Genomic DNA, 25,652 nt, shown 5'->3' with positions numbered 1-25,652 from the left:
CATTATCCTTCATGGCTTTCTACTCGAGGTTGTCTTGGTGGACGGGTACCCCAAAACTGGAAGAGATCCGTTCTCAAAGCACCATTATAAAGTTTCCGTTTTTTCGTTGCTTTTGCCCCATAAAATTCTTCGAACAATAAGTCACTTGTAATAATATACTTACTCCAAGTCGTTAAGGGTTTAAAGGCTTGGCCCATTTCACGATACAATTGACGGACACTTTCTTCTTCCCCCAAACGCTCGCCATATGGTGGGTTAGCGACGATCACTCCGTATTCCTTCTCTGTTTTAAAGTCTTTCACTGCTTGTTGTTTGAATGTAATGGAATCACCCAACCCAATTTCTTCTGCATTGCTACGAGCAATCTCAATCAACTTCCCATTAATATCTGACCCCGTAATATCTAAAACAACATCATAATCAGCTGCTTCGTCCGCTTCTGCTCGTACTTTTTCAAAAATTTCAGGTTGAAACCAATCCCAATTTTCACAGGCAAATGCACGATTAAATCCAGGTGCGATATTATGTCCAATTAAGGCCGCTTCAATACACAAGGTTCCTGACCCACATACCGGATCATAAAAAGGACGGTCTTTGCGCCAATTAGTTAACATCACTAGTGCCGCTGCCATATTTTCTTTTAAGGGTGCGCCCCCTTTTTCTAAGCGATAGCCTCGTTTAAATAGACTCGGACCTGTTGTATCGAGGGTAACCATGACATGATCTTTTAAAAGCGCCACTTCCAATTGAAACAAGGCACCTGTTTCTGCTAAAGGCACAGAAGCTGGGCGATGGTAATAGTCACGCAAACGATTGACAATCGCTTTTTTGGTGATTGCTTGACAATCTGGCGTACTGTATAACTTTGATTTAATTGATTTTCCAGCGACTGGAAATTCAGCATCAAGCGGCAAGTAATCCTCCCAAGGCAATGCTTTGACATTTTCAAACAATTCATCAAATGTAAACGCATCAAATTCACCCACAACAATCTTAATACGATCGGCTGTTCGCAACCATAAGTTGGTAAGAGCAATCGTCTCCATCGTGCCTTTAAAACGCGCACGACCATTTTCAACTTGACATTCAATCCCTAAATCACGCAATTCTTTCCCTACTAATGCTTCTAAGCCACTTGCTGCTGTTGCAACAAGGTTAAATATTTGATTTTCTTTCATCTGTTTTCTCCTTTATGATAAAAAAATCCTCCCGAAAATGGAAGGATTTCCCCTGATCAATTGTGATTTTCTATAAGCCATGTTTTGTCCAATTATTTTACAGGGAAAAATAATCTGGATAATCATCTATCTGCAATCTAAGATTGCCTCTTTGTCCCGTTCATTTCCGTTACAAAAAGTGCCCCTACCATAATGTTTGGGTTGCTCACTCGAGGGGTTTACCGCGTTCCACCGTTTAAATTTCTCTAAACGCTTCGTCACTGTGGCACTTTCAAGGGTACTCAAGCATAGTGTTCCCACCTTAGCTTTTTTTCCTGCCGTTATCTCTAAAGAAATACCCTAGCTTATTGTTTCACTAGGCACGAACACTACAGACATCGCAGCCTGTGTGAGCATGGACTTTCCTCAGCCTGATCGAGTCAGACCGCGATTATCCGAAAACCACAATGTCATTTTACGTCTCTTTTATCCTCTTTACAAGATTAAAATTGACGTGTTTTTTCTAAATCATCCTCGTCATCCACAAAAGAAGCGGCTGAACGACTATAGGAGCTTTCGATACCTGCCGTCGGTTGATCTAGTTTTTTGCCAAACACTTCTTTTTCAAGATTCGATAAACGCTTAAGTATATCAAAATTGGTCACTGCTTGGCTCTTTGGTGCTTCTGGAGTTGCTTGGATTCTTGAAGAAATTGCTTGACTCTTACTTAACTGCGCAATTTTTGCGTTCAAACGGTCATTTTCTTCTTGTAAAGTTAAAATCTCTTTATTGTATGTTTCATAATCTTTAATAATACCATCTAAAAATTCATCGACTTCAATCGGATCATAACCACGCATTTTTGTTTTAAATTCTTGTTGTAAAATGTCTTTTGGGGAATAATTTAAATTTGCCATATACACACCTCGTGAGTTTAATTCTGAATAAATTCAGTCTACCCTACCATTTTACCAAAAACGGCAGATAAATCAAATAGAATCGCTGAAATATATTGCATTTTCTAAATCATCCATCGTGATTTGATGAATTTGATAAGGTTTCGACTCTTGAAACTTTCTTGCATCTTTCAGAAAATAGTCCGTTTTCCCTTTGAATTCTTCGTCATAGACAAGGAGACAGCCACTTGTTTTTTCTAAAAAAAATTGTGTGTGATTTTTCAGTTGTGCTGGGTTTTGATAAGGTTGATGACTTGTTGCATTCACGTAATCCGCACCCGTTCTGACTTTTTCCAACAATCGTTGGTTCGGTTCTTTCCAATTGTTCCCCCAACCCTCAAACGGAAAGATGAGCGCCAGTTTGATTTGCGGATAATCTGATTGAAGCGCTAAGACCACCTCGCCTGCCCAAAGTTCGATTCCTAAATTCCCACCAATTAAAATCCATTTCAAGCCTTCTTCAATTAGCGGAATCAAGGCTTCTCTTATTACTTTCTTAAGCACTTTGATTTTTGGATCTTTTTCTTGAAAGACTCCAACTTCATAACTGCGATAACCTGTAATTATTAAAGCTTCTCTTGTTTTCATAAACTTCCCTTTTCTTTCTATTTCCCTTTTTGCTATAATAGCTCGTAGGAGTGTGAATGAAATGAGCATCAGATACCCCAATGGCTCGCTACCATTGTATAATGAAAGACAGAAAAAACAAAACAAAGCGATGGCACAAAAAAAATCATTTGCCAACCGTGGCATGCGTTTTGAAGAAGCGATTAATCAAAGCAATGCATATTACCTCAATCGGGGGACTGCCGTCATTCATAAAAAACCGACACCTGTTCAAATCGTGAAGGTTGATTATCCCAAGAGAAGTGCTGCAGTGATTAAGGAAGCTTATTTTAAAGAAGCTTCAACGACCGATTATAACGGGGTTTTCCAAGGGTATTATATTGATTTTGAAGCAAAAGAAACAAAGAATCGAACCTCTTTTCCATTTAAAAATTTTCATGCACACCAAATCGAGCACATGAAACAATGTCTCAAGCAAAAAGGAATCTGCTTTGTTCTCTTATGGTTTTCAAGTTTAAGTCGTTGTTTTTTTGTGGATAGTCAGTTTATCGTGCATTATTGGGAGAAACAAAAAACGGATAAAAAATCCCTTTCTCTAGCACACATCGAAGAAATCGGGATTGAAATCACGCCAGGAATTGCTCCCCGAATTCCTTATTTACAAGCAGTGAAAGAATCCATTGAATTAAAGGAGCAAACAATATGTCAAATAACACCAGATCCAATCGAAACAAGCAAATAAATAAAACAAAAGGCAAACCGAAAAAGAAGCGATCGTTTGGCTCAATTTTCCTTAAAATTGTCTTGGGTTGCGTGATGCTCGCTTGCCTTGCTTTTTTAGCCGGCGTGGGTCTTTTTTGGAACTATGCACGCAATGCGCCCGAACTGGATGAGCAAAAATTAGAATCACCGAATTCTTCCATTTTCATTGCGTCTAACGGGCAAGCCTTCCAAGAATTGGGGACTGAAAAAAGAGAAACGATTGCAGCAACCGAAATTCCTCCCTTACTTGAAGATGCCATTGTATCTGTCGAAGACCGTCGATTTTACAAACATATTGGGGTCGATCCGATTCGAATTGTGGGCTCTGCCTTGTCAAACATTAGTACAGGAGGCATGCAAGGAGGAAGTACACTTACCCAACAATTAATCAAATTATCCTTTTTCTCAACCGATGCTTCAGATCAAACCTTGGAGCGAAAAGCGCAAGAAGCTTGGATGTCCGTCCAATTAGAGAAGGAAAAGTCAAAGCAAGAAATTTTAACTTACTATATAAATAAAGTTTATATGTCCAATGGCTTGTACGGCATGCAGACCGCTTCAAAAACTTTTTATGGCTTACCTTTAGATGAATTAAACTTGCCACAAACGGCTCTCATTGCAGGCTTGCCTAATGCCCCTTCTTACTTTGATCCTTACGCCAATCCAGAAAATGCAAAGGATCGACGGGATATCGTTTTATTCACGATGAAAGAAAATGAAAAAATCTCTGACCAAGAATACGAAGAAGCAATTGCCACACCGATTGATGACGGGTTACTTCCACCACCTAAGGGGAATAACACTTGGAAATACTACGATAACTATTTAACAGAAGTCATTCGACAAGTTGAAGAAAAAACGGGGAAAAACGTCTACACAGACGGGTTAGAAATTCATACCAACATCGATATCGAAGCCCAAAAACACCTGTATGAAGTGACGAATTCAGATACTTACGTCCAATACCCTGACGATGAAATGCAAGTCGCAGCGACTTTAATCGAAGCAAAAACCGGAAAAGTCACTGCTCAGATTGGTGGACGTCACATTGAAGAAGGAACGATGCTAGGAGACAACCTCGCAACCAACACACGACGCGATGTTGGATCTACGGTTAAGCCAATTACTGACTATGCCCCCGCTTTTGAATATCTAAAGGATTCAACCGGAAAAATCATTGTGGATGAACCTTATAAGTATGCTGGAACGAATGACTCTGTACGAAATTGGGATAACCAATACTGGGGAGCGATGACCCTTCGGACTGCTTTGGTAGAATCTCGGAACGTGCCCGCAGTCAAACTTTTTGAAGAAGTCGGCCTAGAACAAGTCGATGAATTTTTAGCGAAGTTAAACATTCAATACGCGAGCTTGCAACCTGCCAATGCAATTTCAAGTAATACCAGTGAAATCGATGGGACAAAATATGGTATTTCTAGCTTAAAACTGGCAGCGGCCTATGCGGCATTAGCAAATGGCGGCACCTATTATGAACCACAATATGTCAATAAAATTGTCTTTGAAGATGGTTCTGAAGAAGTGGAAGCATTTAAAACGCTTGGAACCAAAGCAATGGAAGACACGACTGCCTATATGGTCACGGATATCCTAAAAGGTGTCATTACTTCAGGAACAGGTACAAATGCAATCATTCAAGGCCTGTACCAAGCAGGAAAAACAGGAACTTCAAACTATACCGATAAGGAATTAAAAGAAATTAATTCGCCCTACACCATTTTCCCAGACTCTTCCTTTGTGGGCTATACCCCTACTTATTCTTTAGCTGTCTGGACGGGATATAAACAAAGAATGACGCCAATTACCAATGATTATGCGAATGTTGCAAGTGATGTCTACCGTGAATTGATGCAATTTGTCTCCGCTTCTGTGGTCAATGAGGATTGGTCGATGCCAAAAGGCTTGACACGAGTCGGACGTGAGCTTTATTTAGAAGGGCAATACGTTGCTCCTACACCGCCACCCGTGAAACCACAGGAAACACCAAAAGAAACAAAAGAGACAAAAGAGACAACGCCATCTTCTACAACAACGGAAAGCAGCACAACAGAAAGCGTGGTCGAGTCCACGCCACCAGCACCACCGGTGGAATCGACGACACCTCCAGCAGAAGAAACACCACCTGGAAATAATAACGAAGAACAACCAACAACACCTCCGGCGGAAGAAACACCGCCAGTCGAACAACCACCAGTTACACCGTAAAACAATCAATCAAAAAAAGAAGGAAGATCGACTAAAAAAGTCCCCATTCCTTCTTTTTTTCTATGATTTTTCTTTTCCCATTACTTTTTCTTTTTTAACTTTTCACGCATGCGGACCTTACCATCTTGACACATTTCCAGTAAAGGACACACTTCGCATTTCGGTGCTCGAGCGGTACAGTGATAACGCCCAAATAAAATCATTGTATGGTGCATCTTAACCCAATCTTCCTTCGGTACTTTTCGCATCAGCGTTTCTTCCACTTCTAAGACAGTCGCATTCAATCGGCAAATTCTTAAGCGCTTGGAAACTCTCTCCACATGTGTATCTACCGCAATCGCTGGGATATCAAAGGCATCGCCTAAAACGACATTGGCTGTCTTACGTCCAACTCCAGCAAGGCGCATCAATTCCTCTCTTGTTTTCGGGATTGCGCCGCCATGTTCTTCAAGCAATTGCTGGGCACAACGTTTAATATTCTTCGCCTTGGTTCGATACAGGCCAATTGTCTTGATTGTTTCCATAATTTCTTCGACAGGCGCTTCGGCTAAAGCTTCTTGGGTTGGGTAGGCAGCAAATAGACCGGGCGTCACCTTATTTACCGAAACATCCGTCGCTTGTGCACTTAGAATCACTGCGATTAGCAATTGAAAAGGTGTTTCATGATCTAATTCCCCTACAGCGTCAGGAAACATGCGATACATTTCTTCCAAGGCCAGTCTGGTTTTTTCAATACTTATCATTTTTCTCTATTCCTCTTCTAACCAATTATGTAAAGATACTTTAGGCAACGCTTTGGACGTTCCTTCTTCTTTTTGCATCATTTGTCGTTTTCTTCTTTGTTGTTCTCCAGCAACTTGTTCTGAAGTTCGGATGTTTTTTCGTTCCCAAGATAACAAGACACGGTCGATATAATTTAGACTATACGCTTGATTTAAGACGGCTTCTCTCAAGGCCAGTTGAATTAACTCGACTTGATACTGATCCTCTTCTAACCATTGACCAATGCGTTGATACTCCATAGGAGATAAGGGGCGTCCAAATTCTGCTTCAAAAGATTGATACAATTGACTAACTTTTTCTTCTCGCACCATTTCTTTATTTTCCTCTTCTTTTTGAGCAAGTAAAAGGTGGAGTTTTTGATAGATTAGGCTGAGGTCATAAGCATCTTGTACCATCCCTTGTGCGTCTTTCTTAGAGGTGATTTGAATGAACTGTTTTTGAACCAGTTGGTTTAATAAATAATAAATCTCCTGTTGATTAACATTCATGTTCTTGGCAATCTCGGTTAAATCAGGAAAAAAAATATTTTTTTCTGCATAGCGATGGAGTTGTAACCACAACAAAAACTCCTCATTTGAGAGACCAATTTTACGATAATTTTCCAAGATTAAGTTTGAAATGGTCGTTTGACCATTTTTTAAAAATTCTTCTAATGCAAGCATCTGTCTTCCCCTCTAGCGATTACAATAATGAAAAAAAGAGAGCGTTGCTTCTCTCTCCTTTGACTCTTTACCTATTTTTTTGAAACGTCAGCAATAATTTCGATTTCAACTAAGACATCTTTTGGTAAGCGAGCGACCTCTACTGCAGAGCGAGCAGGTAATAACTCCTTAAACAAGGTACCATACACCCCATTAAATACAACAAAATCATCCATGTTTTTTAAAAAACAAGTCGTCTTTACGATTTCATCTGAAGTAATTCCAGCAGCTTCTAACACTGCTGCAATATTTTTAACGACTTGTTCGGTTTGTTCTTCAATCGTTGTACCGACAACTTCACCGGACACAGGGTCTAAAGGTACTTGACCTGACGCAAATAAAAATCCATTTGCAACACGTCCTTGAACATAAGGTCCGATGGCTTTAGGTGCTTGGTTTGTTTGAATAATTGACATAAAAAAAACTCCCTACTCTTCTATATTTTTACATTCTGGACAGAGTCCATAAATTTCAAGTCGATGACTTTGAATTTGATAATCAGTTAAACGGTCAGCCGCCATTTCTACATCGTCTAATCTTGGATAAAAGAAGTCCGCAACTTTCCCACACTTTTGACAAATCACATGATAATGAGGGTTAATGGCAAAATCGTAACGGCTGGATGAACTACCGTAATTCATTTCTTTTAAAAAGCCAATTTCTGTAAATAATTTTAAATTATTATAGACTGTCGCAACACTCATTCCAGGGAACTTTTCTTCAATGGCACGATAGACTTCTTCTGCTGTCGGATGACTGTGAGCTTCTGTCAGGAATTCCAAGATGGCAATTCTTTGAGGGGTAATGCGGATATTTTCCCCTTTTAAATAGGTTAAAGCATCATCAAATGTCGCCATTACTTTTCCCTCCTTTTGTTTATTCTCTCTCATTATCATACTATGACTCCACGAATTTATCTAGCAAAAAAGACGGATAAATTTCCAGAGTCGGAAATTGATCCATCTTTCTTAGTCGCCTATAACGATTTAAAGGTATTGACTACATTTTCAGTTGTGAAGCCAAATTCCGCTAAGACGCGATCGCCAGGCGCAGATGCACCAAAATGATCAATCGCTAAAATGGTTCCTCGACATTTCGTATAGCGTTCCCAACCAAAAGATGCACCGGCTTCAATTGCCACACGTTTTTTCACTGCTTTTGGTAAGACAGACTCTTTATATTCAGCCGATTGTGCTTCAAATAAATCCATACTTGGCATAGAAACAACCGAAACATCGATTCCTTCTGCAGCCAATGCTTGCTGCGCTTGTGTTGCTAAATAGACTTCTGAACCAGTCGCTAATAAAATTCCTTCCGGTGTCTCTCCTTTTTGAGGAGAAACAACATAAGCACCTTTTGCGACAAATTCATCCGCTAACTCGAGCGTTCCTTCAATCACAGGTAAGTTTTGACGACTTAAAACTAAAACTGTCGGTGTTTCTTTTGAAGTCATCGCAATTTTCCAAGCTGCACGTGTTTCATTCCCATCAGCAGGACGAATAACATGTAAATTCGGAATGCTTCGTAAGCTTGAAAGTTGTTCAATCGGCTCATGTGTTGGACCATCTTCACCAACCGCCACAGAATCATGTGTTAAAACATAAGTGACTGGTGTTTTTTGAATCGCTGCGAGACGAACAGCTGGGCGTAAATAATCAACAAAGACAAAGAACGTTCCGCCATACACACGGGTACCACCATGTAATTGAATACCATTCATTGCTGCAGCCATCGCAAATTCACGCACGCCAAACCAAATATTTCGCCCTTCATATTGCCCAGGCTCAAAATCTTTTTCAGCTGCTACCATCGTATTGTTTGAACCAGATAAGTCGGCTGAACCTCCCCATAAAGAAGGAACGGCTTGTGATAATGCTTGAATCATGTCTTTGCTTGAAACCCGACTCGCTTGGTTGGATCCTACTTCATACGTTGGCAGATCTGCATCCCAATCTTCTGGTAGCTCATCGGCAAAGGCTTGTCTAAATTGAGCAGCTAACTCTGGATGTGCCCCTTCATATTCAGCGAACAATTGATTCCAGGCCTCTTCTGCTTTTTGTCCTTCGTCAATCATTGTTTCTTTAAAACGTGCCGCTACTTCTTCTGGAACCGTAAACTCTGGATAATCCCAACCATAAACTTTTTTCGCTGCTTGGATACCTTCGATTCCTAATGGTGCACCATGAACAGACGAAGTTCCTTCGTTTGGTGCGCCAAAACCAATCACAGTTTTAATTTCGATTAAGGTTGGTTTGTTTGTTTCTTTTTTCGCTGCTTCAATTGCTGCCGAGATCTCATTTAAATCACGACCATCTTTCACTAGAAGGTGTTGCCAACCATAGGCCTCATATCTTTCTCCAACATTTTCGGTGAATGATTTCGAAGTTGGTCCGTCCAATGAAATGTCATTGGAATCATATAAAACGATCAATTTATTTAACTTCATATGACCGGCCATCGATGACGCTTCATGAGAGATGCCTTCCATTAAGTCACCATCACCACAAAGTGCATACGTATAGTGGTCAACCACAGGGAACCCCTCTTGATTGTAAGTTGCTGCTAAGTGTGCTTCAGACATTGCCATTCCTACAGCCATGGCAATTCCTTGACCTAACGGACCTGTTGTCGCTTCTACACCATCGGTATCGTGGACTTCTGGGTGTCCTGGCGTACGACTGCCCCATTGACGGAAATTCTTCAAATCTTCCGTTTGTACATCGTAGCCTGAACAGTGTAAGAGACTATAAAGCAATGCCGAACCATGACCAGCAGATAAAACAAAACGATCACGATCAACCCAATTTCTTGATGTTTTTGGATTTACTTTTAAATGTTTTGTCCATAATGCATAGGCCATTGGAGCAGCACCCATTGGTAATCCTGGGTGACCAGAATTGGCTTTTTGAACCATATCAATACTTAATGTACGTAACGTGTTAACTCCTAATTCATCAATCTTATCAAACAAATGAAGCGCCTCCTATTAGTTTAGGTTTTTTTTACCTTTATTCATTTTCCATTATAAAAGATATTGGCTTCTTTTACAACCTTTTCAAGAAAGATTGTTCCTATTTACGATTATGCAATCCTTTTTCTTTTTGAATTGCTTTTAATTTATCCGGAGTCACATCGTTGCCTAATGGATCGACGACTTTCATGCCTTCAATATGATGTTTCATGCCGCCACGAAAAGCACTTAAATACTCTTCTCTTAAGATTTTTTGCTCTTTTTCTTCCGTAGGTGTCAAACCTGTACTCTTTTTTTTGCGGGCTAATTCATTGATGCGATTTAATTTTTTTTCTGATAACATATTCCCACTCCTCTCATCCTCATTATCTTATACAAATTTGAGAAAAAACACAATAAGAAGCCACAAGGAGCGAACATCTGTTTGATTTGTTTTCGTTCATATGTTAAAATAAAACTAATTATTAGGAAAGAAGGTGCAACTCTTGGCAAAAAAAACCGAAAGCCGACAAATTGAAGTCTTGCGCTTTATTCATAAACGCGTATTAGAAAAAGGCTACCCACCAACCGTGCGAGAAATCGGAGAAGCCGTCAACCTTTCTTCAACTTCGACTGTTCACGGACATTTATCTCGATTAGAAAAAAACGGCTACATTCAACGAGATGCAACCAAACCACGGGCAATCGAATTGACTGCACTTGGCTTAGAAACAGTCGGTGGTGAACAAAAAAACATTCCCTTACTAGGTATTGTCACAGCTGGCGAACCAATTTTAGCAGTTGAAGAAGCCTCTGATTTTTTTCCCATCCCGCCTCAACTTGCCAATAGCGAAAACCAGCATTTCATGTTAACGATTTCTGGTGAAAGTATGATTAATGCTGGCATTTTAGATGGTGATCAAGTCATCGTTCGTAAGCAAGACATTGCACGAAACGGTGATATTGTGATTGCAATGACAGATGACAACGAAGCGACTTGTAAAAGGTTCTATCGGGAAAAAGACTACGTGCGCCTTCAACCAGAAAATGATTTTTTGGATCCAATCATCTTGCCAGACATCAAAATATTAGGCCTGGTTGTTGGACTCTATCGTCATTTTTGACTCTGACAAAAATCAATACCTGTCGGCTATTTTGAGTATAGACCAAACACTTACTTAAAGAACTTTCATTCATTTTAAACGAAAAGAGCATTGACAAAAGTCACGGCTCTTTTTTTTGTGAACATTTGACGTTACGAACGACCGCTAGCCACATAGGCACCTTTCTTTTCAAAAAAATCTGAGGAAAAAAAGGGCTAATTTTTCGTGGAAAATCATGCTTCTATCTAGAAAAAGAATTTTTTTTCGATTTCCTCTTTACAAACCGAACAAACATTCGTATAATAAAGGCACGAACAAACGTTCTATAAGATAAGGAGTGGATCGACATGAAAGCAGTCCGTCGTTTTGGTTTTTTAATTGGGGTATTACTGATTGGTATCATTATTGGAAATTTTGGCTCATTAATCGCCTTTTTAATTTTAGGACCTTTATTTACTTTATGGCTTATTTTATGGGATGATAAACGACTACGTCAAAGAAGATATCAACAAGAATGTTATCAAATGGAAACAGAATACTTTTACTCAGATGATTTTCATTAATTAAATAAAAAATGCAGGAAGCCACAATTTCTCTCGAAATCATTGCTTCTTGCATTTCTTATTTTACGCAAGAAAACCTACATTTTAATATTTCATTAAGGTGAAAATTTCATAGCCATCAATTTTTTCGCGCCCTTTTAAATCAACAAGTTCAATTAAGAAGGCACAGCCCACAACAATCCCACCCAATCGTTCAATTAATTCAATACTCGCTTTTACCGTACCACCTGTCGCTAATAAGTCATCACACAACAACACACGCTGTCCGGGCTTTATGGCATCGGCATGTAACGTCAATGTATCTGATCCGTATTCTAAATCATAAGAAACTTCAATCGTTTCACGTGGTAATTTCCCCGGTTTACGCACGGGAGCAAAACCGACACGAGCTTCATAAGCGACTGGGCAACCCACGATAAAGCCACGTGCTTCAGGTCCGACTACCATATCAATCTTTTTATCCTTTGCATAATCAACAATTTGTTTTGTCGCATAACGATAAGCTTCTCCGTCTGCCATTAAAGGTGAGATATCTCTGAAAGTAATCCCTTCTGATGGATAGTTTGGAATACTTGCAATATAATCTTTTAAATTCATGTTCTTCCTCCTAAGAATGACCCAGCCATTCCTTAATCTTTTCTAAATCACTCAACAATAAAAATTCTTCGCTTTTAATTTTTTGCTGTCGCTCTTGATACAATCGACTCTCGGTTAATGCTCGTTTTTCCGGGTTTTCAATCGTTCTTAGTACCCCATCTTCTACCGTCACAAAACCTAATTCGACAAATACTTGAATCATAAAAATTAACAATTTACTTGGTATTCTTGTATAGTCCGAAATCGCCTGTACTTTATAACGCACATCTAGACTCGAATGATTCTTCAATAACTTGAATAACTTCCCGTACTGCTCTCTGGAACCAATCCCATCTAAGTACGCATCATCTGCGGTCAAACCTAGGAAATAAATACGTGAAATTTGACTGTATCCTACAATTTCTTTTATTAATTCTAACTTTTTGGGTGAATCTATAAAAACGATCTGAGAACAAGCCAACCCCGCTTGGCAATACTTCTGAAATTGTTCTATTTGTTCAATATAGACAGTTTGCTTCCCTTTTTGTTCAAAAGCTTTATAAAACTTTTGACTAAATGAGATAAAAAGAGTTTTTTCTTGAAAATCTAACTGTTGTTGATACTTTTTCCCTCTAAAGTCAAAAATTTGGAGCGCAGTAATTTGATAATCTTGTAAACGCAGTTGGGGAAGCGCTTGGCCGTTCCATTCATTAATAGTCAATTGACCGACTACATTCAAACAATCTGTTCGAAATTCACTCTGTTCATGACCGAAACCAAAACCAATCCCATCGATTTGATGCCCCTTATCATCTGCTAGGACAAACTTCAAATGCTTCTGTTCCGCTCCAATACTTCGACTTTCTGGGACTTTCACTTTCGAAAATAGAAATTGCGGCACTTGATTGTGCATCCCAAAAGGAGCCAGTTGCTTTAGCGAACGAATGAAGGCTAAGTCAACACTTTCAATCGCTAAATCGGCATCAATTTGAAGGGGGATGCCACGCGTTAAATCAATGGCTTCATCTATTACATACTGATTCATTCGATTTTGTAATGCCGATAAATCTTCATAAGCAAAACTTAGCCCAACTGCTGCGTGGTGTCCACCAAAAGTCGTTAACAACTGTTCATTTTGTTGTAACATCGCAAACATATTCAAGGCCTCTACACTACGACCGGAACCTTTAACCAACCCCTCTTCTTTTCGCGTTAAAGCGATGGTCGGCTTGCCTGTTTCTTGCATGACACGACCTGCAACAATCCCTAGAATTCCTTCGTGCCAGTCCTGACCAACTAAAAGGTGAATCGCATGCTTTGGATCAACTTGAGTCAACGCTTCTTTCGTAGCCATTTCAACCAAATCTTTTCTTTCTTGATTTATCCGATGAAATTCTTCCGCCAATACTTTCGCGTGATCCTCGTCAAAAGTTGTTAATAAATCAATTGCTGGATTCGGATCTCCTAAGCGACCAATCGCGTTTAAGCGTGGCGCGATTGAAAAACCTATTGTTGACTCATCAAGGGTACTTAGTTTCTCCCCACTAATTAAGAGCAGTTCATTTAGGCCTAAGCGTTCCCCTTGCTTCATTTGTTGTAATCCCCAAATGACTAGCGCTCGGTTTTCGTCTGTTAAAGATACCATATCTGCAATGGTTCCAATTGCAACTAAATCAAATAGTTCTACTGGAATCTCATCTAATAGCGCACAGGCCAATTTAAAAGCCACACCGACACCGGCTAAATCTTTAAAGGGGTAATCCCCCAAAGGATGTCGCGGGTGAATGATGGCATAAGCTGCAGGAAGCGTTTCTGGTAGTTCATGATGGTCAGTAACGATAACATCGACTCCTTGACGATTGGCATAGTCAATCGCTTCATGACCAGAAACACCATTATCAACCGTTAAAATTAGTTGAACACCGGATTCAATGAACGTTTGATAGCGGTGAATATTTGGTCCGTATCCATCCGTAAAACGATTCGGTAAATAGGTTTCGACCTGAGCACCTAGCAGTTCAAGCGTCTCTTTCAAGACCGTCGTACTCGTAATCCCATCCGCATCATAATCCCCATAAATTAAAATTCGTTCATCCGAAACAATCGCCTCATGTAGCCTCTCCACTGCTGTTTCCATTCCATGAAATAAATAAGGATCATGTAAGTCATGAATTTCTGGTTGCATAAATTTTCGCATCGCCTCATCTGTTTGAACGCCACGATTCCATAGCAATTGTGCTAAAACAGGTGATAATTGATACTGTTCACACATCGTTAGATATGTTTGTGGAAGTTCTTCTACTTTCGGCATTTGCCAATCAAATCTCGCTGCTTTCACTCCATCACTCCTAACTTATCAATTATAACAAAGCCGCGAACAAAAAAGAAGAGTCTCGGCAAAAAGCCTGACTCTCAATACTCACCTTCAATACGAAAAAGGATCCTTTGTCTCCTGTTCAGAGATTTCCACCTTTTCTTCCAATCGCCGCTGAACGATTCGACTTTCCACTTCTTCCTTGATTCTTGTTTCGATTTGCGCGAGCTGTTCATTGAGTCCCTTAATTTCTTTTTTTTGGCGCCAATAACTCCCCGTCACCATCAAGGAAACAATCAAAGCACCTAAAAGCGCCGAACCAAAAATTACTAAAACCAAGGGTGCAGCAAATGAAAAGAACCCAAAACTAATGGAAACTCTTCGATTGTTCATAATTGCAAAGATGATAATAACAAAGGTAAAAAATAAGCCTAAGTATAACCGCCACTGATTTTTCATACGCTCTTCACCTCCTATTTTCTATTAAAAATCCCACCTGCTAAATAATCCCCTATCCGCGGGAACAATTGATAAAATTGAGCCGCCGCTGACATCACGAAAGGTCGATTAATTTCTCGCTTAGGGGCGCTCATATTTTTCACGATTTCTTTCGCGAGTTTCTCCGGATCTAAAACAAAATGGTCGATGCTCGATAAATAAGCCCCAGAAGGGTCCGCTAAATTGAAGAAGTTTGTTTCAATCGGACCTGGATTGACGGTTGTCACGTGGATATTAAATGGTTTCAGTTCTAGACGTAAGGCATTTGAAAAACCAATGACAGCAAATTTCGTTGCTGAATAAATCGTAGACTTTGGCGTTGCCATCTTACCGGCCATGGAGGCAATATTAATAATGTGCCCTTTGGTGAGAGGCAACATCTCAATCGCCATCGCTTGAGTGAGATACATCATGCCAAAAAGATTGACTTCAAACATCTTCCGTGCCTTGCTTAAATCAAAAGTGACAAAGTCTTCAAAAATACCAAAGCCTGCGTTATTGACTAAGACATCGACCACTCCTACTTCGGTTTTCACTTGCTGAATCAATTTTTGAATACTTTCCGCATCTTCCAGATCAACTGCAAAGGCATAGGCTTTGTTTTGACTCAAACGTTGACAATTTTCCTTAACGCGCTCGAGTAGTGCCACACGACGCGCACTCGTTACGACGATCGCTCCTTGTTTAGCCGCTTCATAACAAATCGCTTCTCCTAAGCCCGTCGAACCACCTGTGACTAATACGATTTTGCCTTTCAGTTTCACTTAGTTTTCCTCCTTCTTCTTTAAAGGAATATCGACACTATAAAAATCTTTTGCTACCCAGACATTTTCAAAAATCTCTTTCGCCTCATTCCGTAAGCCTTCCACGTCTTTCCCTAGATAGCGTGCACTAATGTGAGTGAGAATTAATTTCTCCACATTGGCTTCTTTCGCGACTGCTGCCGCTTCATGAGTCGTTGAGTGGAAATAGGCCCGTGCAAGTTTCGCTTCTTCTTTATTAAACGTACTTTCGTGGACGAGGACATCTGCGTCTCGTGCCAGCTCGACGGACTGTTTTGTTTTACGTGTATCGCCTAAAATCGTCACAATGCGGCCTTTCTTCGATTCACCAATAAACCTTTTCCCATCAATGACTCGACCATCTTCTAAAGTAACGGTCTGTCCTTGTTTGATTTTCCCAAAGATTGGCCCAGGTTTTACCCCGAGTGTTTTTAATTCTTCGACTTGTAATTCGCCAACATGGTCCGCTTCAACGACGCGATAACCATAACTTTCAATGCCGTGATCTAATTTCCGACAATAGACTTTAAATTGCTTATCATCAAAAATCAAGCCGTCCTCTTGGATTTCAATATATTTCACTGGATAACTCAAATGGGTTTTGGAAAGGCGCAAGGTCGTCTTTATCCATTCTTGAATTCCCTTTGGCCCATAGATTTCCAAAGGCTCTGAACCTCCTTGGAAAGAACGACTACTAATCAAACCAGGCAACCCAAAAATATGATCTCCGTGTAGATGGGTGATAAAAATCTTTTCAATTTTTCTAGGACGAATCGCGGTCCTTAGAATTTGTAACTGCGTACCCTCCCCGCAGTCAAAGAGCCAGACGGCATTTCGTTCATCTAATAACTTTAAAGCAATACCGCTAACATTCCGATGTTTCGCAGGTACTCCTGCTCCTGTACCTAAAAATTCTAATTCCATAAATAACCCTAACTTTCTATCAAATTTCTTGTCTGTGACTTATTTCGAATGATTGTCATCCCAAATTTTCTTTGTATTTTCTTTTGCCGTTTCTTCCACTACTTGTGCTTTTTCTAATTCTTCTGCGACTTCTGTATAATCAAAACGATGAATGTTGCCGCTCAACTCATACATCATCAACTGGTTTAAGATGCGATTATCTTCTTCTTCCGCAATTAAAATCAGACCGGTTGAGTCGACGCCGATTTCTCGACTAAGTAATTCAAATATATTTTTTGCTCGCTTAACTTCTTGAGCATCTTGGGAGGCACCAATCATACTCCCACCAAACCAACCAAGCATAATTGCTAAAGGACCACCAATGACTCCCAAAAGCATACCAATCATGCCTCCTCGAGAAGTTTTATTCTTTCCCGTAAAATCAATAAAATCCTCCACCTTGAAATGGTGAGCACCTTCATCAGAATGAGTCACGACAGCCATTTGTTCTCCTTTAATTTGCTTCTCCAGATGCCCTTTTTTTACCATTGAAAAAGCTTGATACGCTTCCGAATTCACTGCGAAATTTACAACAATCACTCGTTTTGTCATTTGGCTCACTCCTCTTATTTCTTTCTCTTCATCTTACCAAGAATTCACAAAAAAGAACATGGTTACTTCATTTTTAGACTAAAAAAGACTGAGAGTTTATCCCAGTCTTTCATTATTTACCCTTATTCAACAAACTCAAATTCAAACTCACCAATTCGAACGATGTCACCATCTTTTGCTCCACGAGCTCGTAAAGCCTCATCCACACCCATTGAGCGTAATTGACGAGCAAAACGCATGGTTGTTTCATCATGATCAAAATTCGTCATCTTAAAGAGTTTCTCAAGCTTGTCACCAAATAGCACCCATGACGTATCAGGCTGTCTTTGAATTGTGAAGCCCGGATCTTCTTCAACAAAATTGTATTCCACTACATCTGCTTCAATTTCATCTTCATAAAGTGGGAATTCTGGTGTTACTTCTAACCAATCTGCAGTCGCACTTAATAAAGCATCGATTCCTTTTCTTGAAACACCAGAAATCGGAAACACTGGAATTGGTTCAGCAAACTCATCTTCTTGGTCTTTCGCTAACTGTTCTTTAAATTTCTTTAAGTTTTCTTCAGCATCAGGCATATCCATTTTATTCGCTACAATTAATTGTGGCCGTTCCATCAAGCGTAGATTATGCGTTTTTAATTCATGATTAATCGCTAAATAATCCTCGTAAGGGTCGCGACCTTCCATCCCACTCATATCGATCATATGTAAAATTACTCGTGTTCGTTCAATATGACGTAAAAACTGTGTACCTAGTCCAACTCCTTGAGAGGCGCCTTCAATCAGTCCTGGTAAATCAGCGACAACAAAACTACGTCCATCCGGAATATGAACCATTCCTAGATTTGGTACGAGCGTTGTAAAATGATACGCGCCAATTTTTGGCCTCGCGGAAGAAATAACCGATAATAAGGTCGATTTTCCAACAGATGGGAAACCGACTAAGCCCACGTCTGCTAATACTTTTAATTCTAATTCGATTTTGCGTTCTTGTCCTGGTTCCCCGTTTTCAGCTAATTCTGGTGCTGGATTTGCCGGTGAAGCAAAACGGATATTCCCACGGCCTCCACGACCTCCTTGAGCAATAACCAAGCGATCACCATGTTCCACTAAATCACCTAAAAAAGCTCCCGTTTCTGCATCTCGAACGGTTGTCCCTTGTGGCACTTTAATAAAGGTATCCATTGCCCCTCGGCCATGCATACTTTTACTCATTCCATGTTCACCTGGGTCGGCGCGGAAATGACGATTGAAACGAAAATCCATTAACGTCCGTAACCCTTCATCCACGACTAAAACAACGGAACCCCCTTTTCCTCCGTCACCACCAGCCGGTCCACCATTGGGAACATATTTTTCTCTACGAAAGGCAACCATTCCATCGCCACCACTCCCAGCTTTGACATCAATTGTTACCTGATCTAAAAACATGGACATTTTTTGTCCTCCTATCTATTTACTACTAACTATCCAGCATAAAAGTCTTATATATTGTACCTACCAAACACCTATTTGTCTATCATTTCATAACGAAAGCATGACTTTTTCTTAAAAACCTTCATGTGGTTTACATAATGTAATCATAGTTAACAAGTCGTTTAAAAAGAAAAAGAACGAAGTCACCCTCGTTCTTTTTACTCTTTCGTTACTTCACTTCAACCATTTTAAAGCTTGACCAAGGTTTTAAGAAATCTAATAAAAATAGCTCATCCGGTGAAATTTGACCGACGACGTTTACGCGACCGTCATTTTTCATTTCTTTCAAAGCAATCTGTGTTTCTCCTTTGTATTGGCCGTATCCTTCATTATCAATCAATACATCTCCACGAACAATGTCTCTTGTTGTATGTGGTGGGAACTCCTTATCTTTATAGTACACACGTGTCATCGTGGAACGAAGCATGTAAGCAGAGCGGTCCCCACGGTAGCTATGAGTATTATCAAAGAGGCAAATACGCTCATTTTCTGTGATTTCTGCTTCTGGAACGACTTTAATGGTTGGATATGGCGAATGGAAAGCTTCTGACATCGCTTTTAATTCTTCTTCTGAAGCATAAGCGTTTCCAACGGAGATGTCATCAATTAATCCTGTTAGCATCAAGTGTTTCACTTGCGTTGCAATTTCTAAATCACGATGGTCTTCTAACGAGCACAAGCCATCTTGCGTTGGCCACGGACCAAATGTCGCATCATGTGAATTCACAAAAGCCATTGTATTTAAGTTGTATTTTCTAAATTTCTCTGAACAGGCAACAAAGTGATTGTACTCCAAACCTGTGTAACGGTGTGGATAGAAGTTATGTGAGCCTAATAGGTTTTCCTTATTTGGTGAATACGCCATAATATTATCAACATAACTTGTCCCTTGACTCATATTGATTTCAATTTTGATATTGTATGGATTACGTGTCATTCTCGCCTCTTCTGACCCAGTAAATCCTAAGTCTAGACGAACACCGTATGCCCCCATTTCATCAAAGAAAGATAAATCATCATAAGAGATACCTAATTGTGTAAAGAGCGCAGGATTAATATCTACCATGACTTCCATGCCTAAAGAATTGGCATAGTCGACCATTTTTTTAAAATCCGCTAAAACCTTGTCTTTGTCCTCTGTAATTTGTAATAAACTAGTGAATACGCGCGTAAAACCATACTTATGTGCTAAATCTAAATAAGCTTTGTCCTTTTCAAATGTCGAACGTTCCGGATAGATCGAAATTCCTAATTTCCCCATCTTTTTAATTCCCCCTATGTAGTTATAATAAAACCCTAAACCTCTTTAAGTATAACAAAACATTGATAGGAGGTCTATCCTTAAGTGAAAGGTTTTCATGAATTCCAAAAGCGGATAAATAAAAGCTTTTTGCGCTTATCCGCTTTTAAAAAAACAATTGCAAAATACTTTAAACAAAAGATATTCTCGCTTATTTTAATGATAAATAAAGGCTAATAATTCTTCTAATTTTCCCGGATAATAAGTAAAATCGACCGCACTCGGTGGAGTGAACTCTCCTTTTACTTTTGCGTGAGCAATGCGCTGTTCGATCATTGCTGGCTGGTCTCCACGCCGTTTCATACGTTTTCGCATTTCTTCTTCTGTAATCGGTAAATAAACAATTTTTGTTTCATTTGGAAATTGTGTTTTTAAAGCTTGTCCACCATTTTGGTCAACCACAACTTGGATAATCGTTGATTCTCTTAACTTTCGTTTGATTTCTGCGACAGAAAGCCCATACTGATTGCCATGATAAGTCGTTGTTTCGATAAAATTCATTTTATGAAATACTTCTTTGGTCACAAAATAATAATCTCTGCCGTCTTTTTCCCCTTCTTCTTTTCGAGGCGCACGCGTTGTAACCGTCACACACTTAGGAATTCCTTTTTCGATCAATTCTTTTGCTAAATGTGTTTTTCCGCTCCCACTAGGGCCAATAATTGCGATGATTTTCTGCATGAATTTTCGTCACTCCTTTCGTTTGTCTTTCTAAATTATACCTCTCTTAACAAAAAATAGGATTCTTCTTTTAAAGATTGCTCATTTTTGATATGATTAAAAGGATTCAAACTAAGAAAGGACTTACATTTATGATGACCTATAAAAAATTCATACTTTTTTCAACTTCTATTTTAACCACATTTGCGTTAGCGGCTTGTACAACAGGTGAAACGAAGACTTCAAAATCAGAAGAAACACAAACGAGTGAATCGATCGACTTAAATACACTCGAATTGCCGCAATTAGACTCCGAAGTAAAAGAAAATGAAAGTGTCGTAGAAATCCAAACAACTGCTGGCGCAATTACAGTGAAACTTTTCCCTGACTTGGCACCTAAGGCCGTTGAAAACTTTGTGACGCATGCAAAGGACAACTATTACGACGGTACCCCTTTCCACCGCGTAATTGAAGGCTTCATGATCCAAGGAGGCGACCCTGAAGGGAATGGAACAGGTGGCGAAAGCATTTGGGGGGAAGGTTTTGAAGTCGAAATTTCAAATCAACTTTACCATATCCGAGGAGCACTAGCGATGGCCCGGGCCCAAGCGCTTGATAGTCAAGGGAGTCAGTTTTATATCGTTCAAGGAAAAGAAGATCAATCAAAAAACTTGGCGATTCAATTTACGCCAGAAAAAATCATTGAAGAATATAAAAATGGTGGCGCAGAACCACTCGATGGCGATTACACAGTCTTTGGTCAAGTTATCGAAGGAATGGCTGTCGTTGACAAAATCGCAGAAGCCGAAGTCACTGGTGCGCAAAACTCGGACCCTGTCGAACCTGTTTTAATTGAAAGTACAAAAGTATTACAAGAAGCGAAATAAAAAATACGAACCTTTAAAAGGATTTGTAGTGCCCCCAAAAGTTAGATCGAAAATCGAACTTTTGGGGGTCGCTTCAGTTCGCACTTTTTATTTCGCTAGCTCTTTTTATTCTTAAAGAAAAAAGAATTTTTATTCCCATCACAAGGACAAATCCCGTCCATCGTTGTTCCAATCACAAAAAGGCTTTAAACGTCGTTGTACCAACGTTTAAAACCTTCTTCTCAACCTCTATTTATTACTTCGCCTGTTTCTGCTCACCGACAATAAAAGTAAACTCACACTCTGCAACGACTTTCCCATCAACGGTCGCAATCGCATCGGCTGTTCCTACTGGTCCTTTGACCTTAATAATTTCAAAAGAAAGTTTCATTGTATCTCCTGGAACAACTTTTTGACGAAATTTCGCTCGATTAATTGCACCGATATAGGCGGTCCGTCCTGCAAATTCTTCTGATTTCAGAATCAAAATAGAGCCTGCTTGAGCTAATGTTTCTAAAATTAGAGCACCGGGCATAACTGGATTTCCTGGAAAATGACCTTGGAAAAAGTCTTCGTTAATTGTGACATTTTTTGTAGCAATAATTTTTTTTCCTGATTCAATTTCATCAACATAATCAATATAAATAATGGGAAAGCGGTTTGGAATTAAATCCATTACTTCAGTTTCCGTTAACAATTTTTTCATCAAAATTCCCTCTTTTCAAAAATTAAAAGAATACATTACTTTGATTATCAAAGTATCATATTTTGACTCGTTTGGCAACTTTAGATTAAAAAAAGTAAATTTAGTTTGACAATCAAACGATTTTATCTAATAATAAGAAATCATGATATGAATTCATGGAAATTATTTCATACGGAATTATTTATTCATTTTAATGAGGAGTGAAGATATGAGCTTTTTAGCTGGAAAAAAAATCGTCGTCATGGGTGTTGCCAATAAAAGAAGTATCGCGTGGGGTTGTGCGCAAGCTTTAACCCAACAAGGTGCGGAAGTTATTTACACCTACCAAAGCGAACGAATGAAAAAATCATTGGAGCGTTTACTGGAAGGTAATGAATTTTTAGTCGAGTGCGACGTGGCAAGTGACGAAAGTATTGCTACGGCATTTGAAGCCATCAAAGACTATGCAGGAGAGATCCATGGTGTCGTTCACGCGATTGCATATGCGAATAAAGAAGATTTACAAGGCGATGTCACTGAAATCTCGCGTGACGGTTATGCTTTAGCACAAGATATCAGTGCCTATTCACTAATTGCTGTCACAAAAGCAGCAAAACCAATTTTAGCTGAAAATAGTGGTGTGGTCACATTAACGTACTTAGGTGCGGAACGTGCCGTTCCAAACTACAATATGATGGGCATTGCAAAAGCAGCCTTAGAGTCTACCGTACGTTACTTAGCTGCAGAGTTATCTCCACAGAAAATCCGTGTGAACGGTATTTCAGCGGGAGCAATCAAAACACTCGCTGTAACTGGCGTCAACGATTATCAAAAACTAATCCAACTTTCAGAAGACCGGACGCCTGATCATATCGGGGTCACAATTGAAGAAGTTGGAAATGCTTGTGCTTTCTTAATTAGCCCACTTTCAAGTGGAATTATTGGTGAAATTATTTTCGTCGATAAAGGGGTTCACCTTTCATAAGCGTTGACGAAAGCTTCAACCAAGGAATGCTTTCTCTTATTGCAGCGTTTTGTCAATCAAAGCTTTTTTCGAAGCTTTCATGTTTAGAAATCCGATAAAAAGAAATCGACAGTGAAACAAAAAAGGTCCAGGCATTCGCTTGGACCTTTTTTGTAAGCATTTTTTAATAGATAGCGCTTTTATTGAATCAAGTATTGCCTGTCGAGGGATTTCCTTGCTACAATGAAGCATAAATACAAAAAAGAAGGAGAAAATCATGCTTTATTTACTAACCACCGACAGCACTGATACAAATATCATCGAACCTGCTGCTCGACAATTAAATGCCCTTCAACGCTGGTGGAATACCATCAATTGGGAAGAGATTCTTGGTATTTTAATTCAAAAGGCCCTAGCGATTGTTTTGATTTCATTCTTGTTTTTTCTCTTAAATCGACTAGCAAATTTTATTATTCAACAAATGTTTAAAAAATACCGCAGCAATAAATTTTCAGAAGTACGTTTAACTACTTTACGAACCTTGGTCCTTAACATTACACACTACACCCTCGCCTTCTTCTATCTTTATGCTTTATTAGCTATTTTAGGCGTCCCGATCGGCTCATTAATTGCTGGAGCTGGGATTGCTGGGATTGCGATTGGTCTTGGGGCACAAGGCTTTATGAACGATTTAATTACTGGTTTTTTTATTATCTTTGAGCAACAAATTGATGTTGGAGATTACATTACCTTAAAAGACTTAGGGATTGAAGGAACGGTGACGGCGGTTGGCTTAAGAATTTTGGAGATGCAGTCAATTGACGGTACGATTCACTTTATCCCAAATCGAAGTATCACAACGATTAGTAATGCGTCACGAGGCGACCGACGAGTCGTCGTTGATGTGCGAATCGTGCCAACCGAAAACCTTGAAGAAATTAAAAAGTTAATTGCACAGGCCAATGAAGAAATCTCAGCTGAAGAAGAGAATTTCATTAAAATTGCACCTGAAATTTTTGGAATGGTCGATTTAGGGAACGGAAACTATGCGATTCGAACAACGCTCTACGTACAAAACGGTAAACAAGCTTTAATTCAACAAAAACTGCTTACCCGTTCAATCTCGCTGCTAACAGCTGCTGGCTATACGATTCCAAACACACCCATTACGGTTATCTAAAGAAAACAGGGAAAAAGCGACTAAATACTCGCGTTTTTCCCTGTTTTTATTTATTGACTACATTTTTAGGTTCCACTACAAAGCGACGCTCTAACTCATGGACTAAGTGGTTGACAGATTTCAAAATTTCTTTTCGCGTAATAATCCCCTCGAAAATGTTGTTTTCATCGACGACTGGTAAAAAAGAACCATCCACTAGCAAATGAAGAATGTCTTCCAAATCACTTGCTTCGGTAACTGTCGGGACATTCACTTCCATCACGTCAGCTACGGTTAATCCTTCTAATAAGTGGTATTCAAAACCCGTTAATCCCATCATTTTGTTTACAATATCTGCCAGTCCAATTAAGCCAACTAAGTGATCTTCCGAATCCAATACAGGAATTTTGGCATAGCCAACTTTTGATAAAATCAATAGTGCGTGCTCTAATGGATGGTTATAAAGTAAGGTCGCAACATTTTCAGCTGGGACAATAAAATTCTCTTGGTTTTCTTTTAGTAATTCTTCGGTATATTTTCCTATCAATTGATTCACTCCGATTTCATTTCATCTTTCAGATTACTTGGAAAAGGTAAAAGCTAAGGTCGGAATAGGTTGGAAATTTTTCCGATAGTACTGTACATGAAAGGTTTTTTCCGTACTTTCAATCAAGCAATAACTTTTTTCTTGAATCTGACCTCTTGGCTGTTCAATACTTCCTGGATTCAAAAACAAACAATGATCGACTTGCTCGCAAGCAATTTGATGCGTATGCCCAAAAAGAACGAGGTTTGCCTCTTCTTCTGCAGCCTTTAAACTGAGCGTATGTAGACCAAAACGGACATCATACAAATGTCCATGTGTGACAAAAATACGATCGAAGGGTGTTTCGATCATTAATGTTCTCGGATAACCAGAATCATAATCGCAGTTGCCTGTTACTTTTTGAACGCCTTCCCATAAGGGGTCGTCCGAAGGGAGTTCCGAATCACCACAATGAATCATCTCATCGACCTTCCCCCGATAACGAGCAAACAACTCCTCTAAGACTTCACGATTGCCATGATTGTCACTGACTACTAAATATTTCAT

At 39.5% G+C, this 25,652-nt stretch carries 28 protein-coding genes and 1 other RNA gene; 7 read left to right on the top strand and 22 right to left on the bottom strand.

Going from position 1 to position 25,652, the window contains the following annotated elements:
• Positions 1–2: 2 nt before the first annotated feature.
• The 4 genes from ACYSNO_RS01065 to ACYSNO_RS01050 all read right to left on the bottom strand — a co-directional run bounded on the left by ACYSNO_RS01065 (position 3) and on the right by ACYSNO_RS01050 (position 2,701).
• The gene (locus ACYSNO_RS01065) at positions 3–1,178 is read right to left on the bottom strand and encodes a THUMP domain-containing class I SAM-dependent RNA methyltransferase (protein WP_461729210.1); all 1,176 of its coding nucleotides are present in this window, start codon (positions 1,176–1,178) and stop codon (positions 3–5) included.
• Positions 1,179–1,246: 68 nt separating this feature from the next.
• Positions 1,247–1,620, bottom strand: an RNA gene (rnpB, locus tag ACYSNO_RS01060) — RNase P RNA component class B.
• 40 nt (positions 1,621–1,660) lie between these two features.
• Positions 1,661–2,074, bottom strand: coding sequence for a cell division regulator GpsB (gene gpsB, locus ACYSNO_RS01055; RefSeq protein ID WP_461729209.1), 414 nt, complete (start codon positions 2,072–2,074; stop codon positions 1,661–1,663).
• A gap of 72 nt (positions 2,075–2,146) precedes the next feature.
• Complete coding sequence (locus tag ACYSNO_RS01050) at positions 2,147–2,701, bottom strand: SLOG family protein (protein WP_461729208.1); 555 nt, start codon at positions 2,699–2,701, stop codon at positions 2,147–2,149.
• Between the two features lie 61 nt (positions 2,702–2,762).
• Here ACYSNO_RS01050 and recU point away from each other — a divergent pair, with 61 nt between their 5' ends.
• Positions 2,763–3,422 carry a Holliday junction resolvase RecU gene (gene recU / locus ACYSNO_RS01045; RefSeq protein WP_461729207.1) on the top strand — a complete coding sequence of 220 codons (660 nt, stop codon included), beginning with the start codon at positions 2,763–2,765 and terminating at the stop codon, positions 3,420–3,422.
• Positions 3,383–5,665: a PBP1A family penicillin-binding protein gene (locus ACYSNO_RS01040; protein ID WP_461729206.1), complete on the top strand. Its 2,283-nt coding sequence runs from the start codon at positions 3,383–3,385 to the stop codon at positions 5,663–5,665. Before recU ends, ACYSNO_RS01040 begins: the two co-directional genes overlap by 40 nt.
• Positions 5,666–5,745: 80 nt before the next feature.
• Here ACYSNO_RS01040 and nth read toward each other — a convergent pair whose 3' ends face one another.
• From nth to ACYSNO_RS01010, 6 genes are all read right to left on the bottom strand, one after another.
• Positions 5,746–6,408 carry an endonuclease III gene (nth, locus tag ACYSNO_RS01035; RefSeq protein ID WP_461729205.1) on the bottom strand — a complete coding sequence of 221 codons (663 nt, stop codon included), beginning with the start codon at positions 6,406–6,408 and terminating at the stop codon, positions 5,746–5,748.
• A 6-nt stretch (positions 6,409–6,414) separates the two neighbouring features.
• Positions 6,415–7,110, bottom strand: a complete 696-nt coding sequence (locus ACYSNO_RS01030) for a DnaD domain protein (RefSeq protein WP_461729204.1) — start codon at positions 7,108–7,110, stop codon at positions 6,415–6,417.
• A 71-nt stretch (positions 7,111–7,181) separates the two neighbouring features.
• Positions 7,182–7,565, bottom strand: a complete 384-nt coding sequence (locus tag ACYSNO_RS01025; RefSeq protein WP_461729203.1) for a RidA family protein — start codon at positions 7,563–7,565, stop codon at positions 7,182–7,184.
• A 12-nt stretch (positions 7,566–7,577) separates the two neighbouring features.
• On the bottom strand, positions 7,578–8,006 hold the full coding sequence (locus ACYSNO_RS01020; protein ID WP_461729202.1) for a Fur family transcriptional regulator: 429 nt from the start codon (positions 8,004–8,006) through the stop codon (positions 7,578–7,580).
• A gap of 119 nt (positions 8,007–8,125) precedes the next feature.
• The gene (gene tkt, locus ACYSNO_RS01015; protein WP_461729201.1) at positions 8,126–10,120 is read right to left on the bottom strand and encodes a transketolase; all 1,995 of its coding nucleotides are present in this window, start codon (positions 10,118–10,120) and stop codon (positions 8,126–8,128) included.
• A gap of 100 nt (positions 10,121–10,220) precedes the next feature.
• Entirely contained in the window at positions 10,221–10,463 is a 243-nt protein-coding gene (locus ACYSNO_RS01010) for a DUF896 family protein (RefSeq protein ID WP_461729200.1), read from the bottom strand.
• A gap of 142 nt (positions 10,464–10,605) precedes the next feature.
• Here ACYSNO_RS01010 and lexA point away from each other — a divergent pair, with 142 nt between their 5' ends.
• On the top strand, positions 10,606–11,223 hold the full coding sequence (gene lexA, locus ACYSNO_RS01005) for a transcriptional repressor LexA (protein WP_461729199.1): 618 nt from the start codon (positions 10,606–10,608) through the stop codon (positions 11,221–11,223).
• A gap of 326 nt (positions 11,224–11,549) precedes the next feature.
• A complete protein-coding gene (locus ACYSNO_RS01000) occupies positions 11,550–11,765 on the top strand; it encodes a hypothetical protein (RefSeq protein ID WP_461729198.1) in 216 nt (71 codons plus the stop codon).
• Positions 11,766–11,849: 84 nt separating this feature from the next.
• On the opposite strand, the gene ACYSNO_RS00995 is transcribed toward ACYSNO_RS01000, so the two are convergent.
• The 9 genes from ACYSNO_RS00995 to ACYSNO_RS00955 all read right to left on the bottom strand — a co-directional run bounded on the left by ACYSNO_RS00995 (position 11,850) and on the right by ACYSNO_RS00955 (position 20,906).
• Positions 11,850–12,362, bottom strand: a complete 513-nt coding sequence (locus ACYSNO_RS00995; protein ID WP_461729197.1) for an adenine phosphoribosyltransferase — start codon at positions 12,360–12,362, stop codon at positions 11,850–11,852.
• A 10-nt stretch (positions 12,363–12,372) separates the two neighbouring features.
• Positions 12,373–14,679, bottom strand: coding sequence for a single-stranded-DNA-specific exonuclease RecJ (gene recJ, locus ACYSNO_RS00990; protein WP_461729196.1), 2,307 nt, complete (start codon positions 14,677–14,679; stop codon positions 12,373–12,375).
• Positions 14,680–14,766: 87 nt separating this feature from the next.
• A complete protein-coding gene (locus ACYSNO_RS00985) occupies positions 14,767–15,114 on the bottom strand; it encodes a LapA family protein (RefSeq protein WP_461729195.1) in 348 nt (115 codons plus the stop codon).
• 14 nt (positions 15,115–15,128) lie between these two features.
• Positions 15,129–15,917, bottom strand: a complete 789-nt coding sequence (locus tag ACYSNO_RS00980; protein WP_461729194.1) for an SDR family NAD(P)-dependent oxidoreductase — start codon at positions 15,915–15,917, stop codon at positions 15,129–15,131.
• The gene (gene rnz / locus ACYSNO_RS00975) at positions 15,918–16,859 is read right to left on the bottom strand and encodes a ribonuclease Z (RefSeq protein ID WP_461729193.1); all 942 of its coding nucleotides are present in this window, start codon (positions 16,857–16,859) and stop codon (positions 15,918–15,920) included. It lies immediately after the preceding gene.
• A 39-nt stretch (positions 16,860–16,898) separates the two neighbouring features.
• On the bottom strand, positions 16,899–17,450 hold the full coding sequence (locus ACYSNO_RS00970) for a DUF1269 domain-containing protein (RefSeq protein ID WP_461729192.1): 552 nt from the start codon (positions 17,448–17,450) through the stop codon (positions 16,899–16,901).
• Between the two features lie 122 nt (positions 17,451–17,572).
• On the bottom strand, positions 17,573–18,886 hold the full coding sequence (gene obgE, locus ACYSNO_RS00965; RefSeq protein WP_461729191.1) for a GTPase ObgE: 1,314 nt from the start codon (positions 18,884–18,886) through the stop codon (positions 17,573–17,575).
• 208 nt (positions 18,887–19,094) lie between these two features.
• A complete protein-coding gene (locus tag ACYSNO_RS00960; RefSeq protein WP_461729190.1) occupies positions 19,095–20,186 on the bottom strand; it encodes a DUF871 domain-containing protein in 1,092 nt (363 codons plus the stop codon).
• Between the two features lie 195 nt (positions 20,187–20,381).
• Positions 20,382–20,906 (bottom strand): guanylate kinase, encoded by a 525-nt coding sequence (locus ACYSNO_RS00955; RefSeq protein WP_461729189.1) that lies wholly within the window; start codon positions 20,904–20,906, stop codon positions 20,382–20,384.
• Between the two features lie 134 nt (positions 20,907–21,040).
• On the opposite strand from ACYSNO_RS00955, the gene ACYSNO_RS00950 reads away from it, so the two are divergent.
• Entirely contained in the window at positions 21,041–21,772 is a 732-nt protein-coding gene (locus tag ACYSNO_RS00950; RefSeq protein WP_461729696.1) for a peptidylprolyl isomerase, read from the top strand.
• A gap of 235 nt (positions 21,773–22,007) precedes the next feature.
• Here ACYSNO_RS00950 and fabZ read toward each other — a convergent pair whose 3' ends face one another.
• Positions 22,008–22,457 (bottom strand): 3-hydroxyacyl-ACP dehydratase FabZ, encoded by a 450-nt coding sequence (gene fabZ / locus ACYSNO_RS00945; protein ID WP_461729188.1) that lies wholly within the window; start codon positions 22,455–22,457, stop codon positions 22,008–22,010.
• Positions 22,458–22,665: 208 nt separating this feature from the next.
• Between fabZ and fabI the strand changes: the two genes are divergently transcribed.
• Positions 22,666–23,421 (top strand): enoyl-ACP reductase FabI, encoded by a 756-nt coding sequence (fabI, locus tag ACYSNO_RS00940; RefSeq protein WP_461729187.1) that lies wholly within the window; start codon positions 22,666–22,668, stop codon positions 23,419–23,421.
• Between the two features lie 256 nt (positions 23,422–23,677).
• A complete protein-coding gene (locus ACYSNO_RS00935; RefSeq protein WP_461729186.1) occupies positions 23,678–24,580 on the top strand; it encodes a mechanosensitive ion channel family protein in 903 nt (300 codons plus the stop codon).
• A 46-nt stretch (positions 24,581–24,626) separates the two neighbouring features.
• Here the strand turns inward: ACYSNO_RS00935 and cbpB are convergent, their stop codons facing one another.
• A complete protein-coding gene (gene cbpB, locus ACYSNO_RS00930; RefSeq protein WP_461729185.1) occupies positions 24,627–25,106 on the bottom strand; it encodes a cyclic-di-AMP-binding protein CbpB in 480 nt (159 codons plus the stop codon).
• Positions 25,107–25,139: 33 nt separating this feature from the next.
• Positions 25,140–25,652 carry a metallophosphoesterase gene (locus ACYSNO_RS00925; RefSeq protein ID WP_461729184.1) on the bottom strand — a complete coding sequence of 171 codons (513 nt, stop codon included), beginning with the start codon at positions 25,650–25,652 and terminating at the stop codon, positions 25,140–25,142.

The organism is Enterococcus sp. LJL98, assembly GCF_054871745.1.
The sequence above is the reverse complement of the archived record's forward strand: the minus strand, read 5'-3'. Positions and strand labels throughout refer to the sequence as shown.

Bases quoted from the DNA above. Each gene is read 5' to 3' on its own strand.
- ACYSNO_RS01065 (WP_461729210.1), bottom strand. From the start codon at position 1,178: ATGAAAGAAAATCAAATATTTAACCTTGTTGCAACAGCAGCAAGTGGC.
- gpsB (WP_461729209.1), bottom strand. From the start codon at position 2,074: ATGGCAAATTTAAATTATTCCCCAAAAGACATTTTACAACAAGAATTT.
- ACYSNO_RS01050 (WP_461729208.1), bottom strand. From the start codon at position 2,701: ATGAAAACAAGAGAAGCTTTAATAATTACAGGTTATCGCAGTTATGAA.
- recU (WP_461729207.1), top strand. From the start codon at position 2,763: ATGAGCATCAGATACCCCAATGGCTCGCTACCATTGTATAATGAAAGA.
- ACYSNO_RS01040 (WP_461729206.1), top strand. From the start codon at position 3,383: ATGTCAAATAACACCAGATCCAATCGAAACAAGCAAATAAATAAAACA.
- nth (WP_461729205.1), bottom strand. From the start codon at position 6,408: ATGATAAGTATTGAAAAAACCAGACTGGCCTTGGAAGAAATGTATCGC.
- ACYSNO_RS01030 (WP_461729204.1), bottom strand. From the start codon at position 7,110: ATGCTTGCATTAGAAGAATTTTTAAAAAATGGTCAAACGACCATTTCA.
- ACYSNO_RS01025 (WP_461729203.1), bottom strand. From the start codon at position 7,565: ATGTCAATTATTCAAACAAACCAAGCACCTAAAGCCATCGGACCTTAT.
- ACYSNO_RS01020 (WP_461729202.1), bottom strand. From the start codon at position 8,006: ATGGCGACATTTGATGATGCTTTAACCTATTTAAAAGGGGAAAATATC.
- ACYSNO_RS01010 (WP_461729200.1), bottom strand. From the start codon at position 10,463: ATGTTATCAGAAAAAAAATTAAATCGCATCAATGAATTAGCCCGCAAA.
- ACYSNO_RS01000 (WP_461729198.1), top strand. From the start codon at position 11,550: ATGAAAGCAGTCCGTCGTTTTGGTTTTTTAATTGGGGTATTACTGATT.
- ACYSNO_RS00995 (WP_461729197.1), bottom strand. From the start codon at position 12,362: ATGAATTTAAAAGATTATATTGCAAGTATTCCAAACTATCCATCAGAA.
- ACYSNO_RS00985 (WP_461729195.1), bottom strand. From the start codon at position 15,114: ATGAAAAATCAGTGGCGGTTATACTTAGGCTTATTTTTTACCTTTGTT.
- rnz (WP_461729193.1), bottom strand. From the start codon at position 16,859: ATGGAATTAGAATTTTTAGGTACAGGAGCAGGAGTACCTGCGAAACAT.
- ACYSNO_RS00970 (WP_461729192.1), bottom strand. From the start codon at position 17,450: ATGACAAAACGAGTGATTGTTGTAAATTTCGCAGTGAATTCGGAAGCG.
- obgE (WP_461729191.1), bottom strand. From the start codon at position 18,886: ATGTCCATGTTTTTAGATCAGGTAACAATTGATGTCAAAGCTGGGAGT.
- ACYSNO_RS00960 (WP_461729190.1), bottom strand. From the start codon at position 20,186: ATGGGGAAATTAGGAATTTCGATCTATCCGGAACGTTCGACATTTGAA.
- ACYSNO_RS00955 (WP_461729189.1), bottom strand. From the start codon at position 20,906: ATGCAGAAAATCATCGCAATTATTGGCCCTAGTGGGAGCGGAAAAACA.
- ACYSNO_RS00950 (WP_461729696.1), top strand. From the start codon at position 21,041: ATGACCTATAAAAAATTCATACTTTTTTCAACTTCTATTTTAACCACA.
- fabZ (WP_461729188.1), bottom strand. From the start codon at position 22,457: ATGAAAAAATTGTTAACGGAAACTGAAGTAATGGATTTAATTCCAAAC.
- fabI (WP_461729187.1), top strand. From the start codon at position 22,666: ATGAGCTTTTTAGCTGGAAAAAAAATCGTCGTCATGGGTGTTGCCAAT.
- ACYSNO_RS00935 (WP_461729186.1), top strand. From the start codon at position 23,678: ATGCTTTATTTACTAACCACCGACAGCACTGATACAAATATCATCGAA.
- ACYSNO_RS00925 (WP_461729184.1), bottom strand. From the start codon at position 25,652: ATGAAATATTTAGTAGTCAGTGACAATCATGGCAATCGTGAAGTCTTA.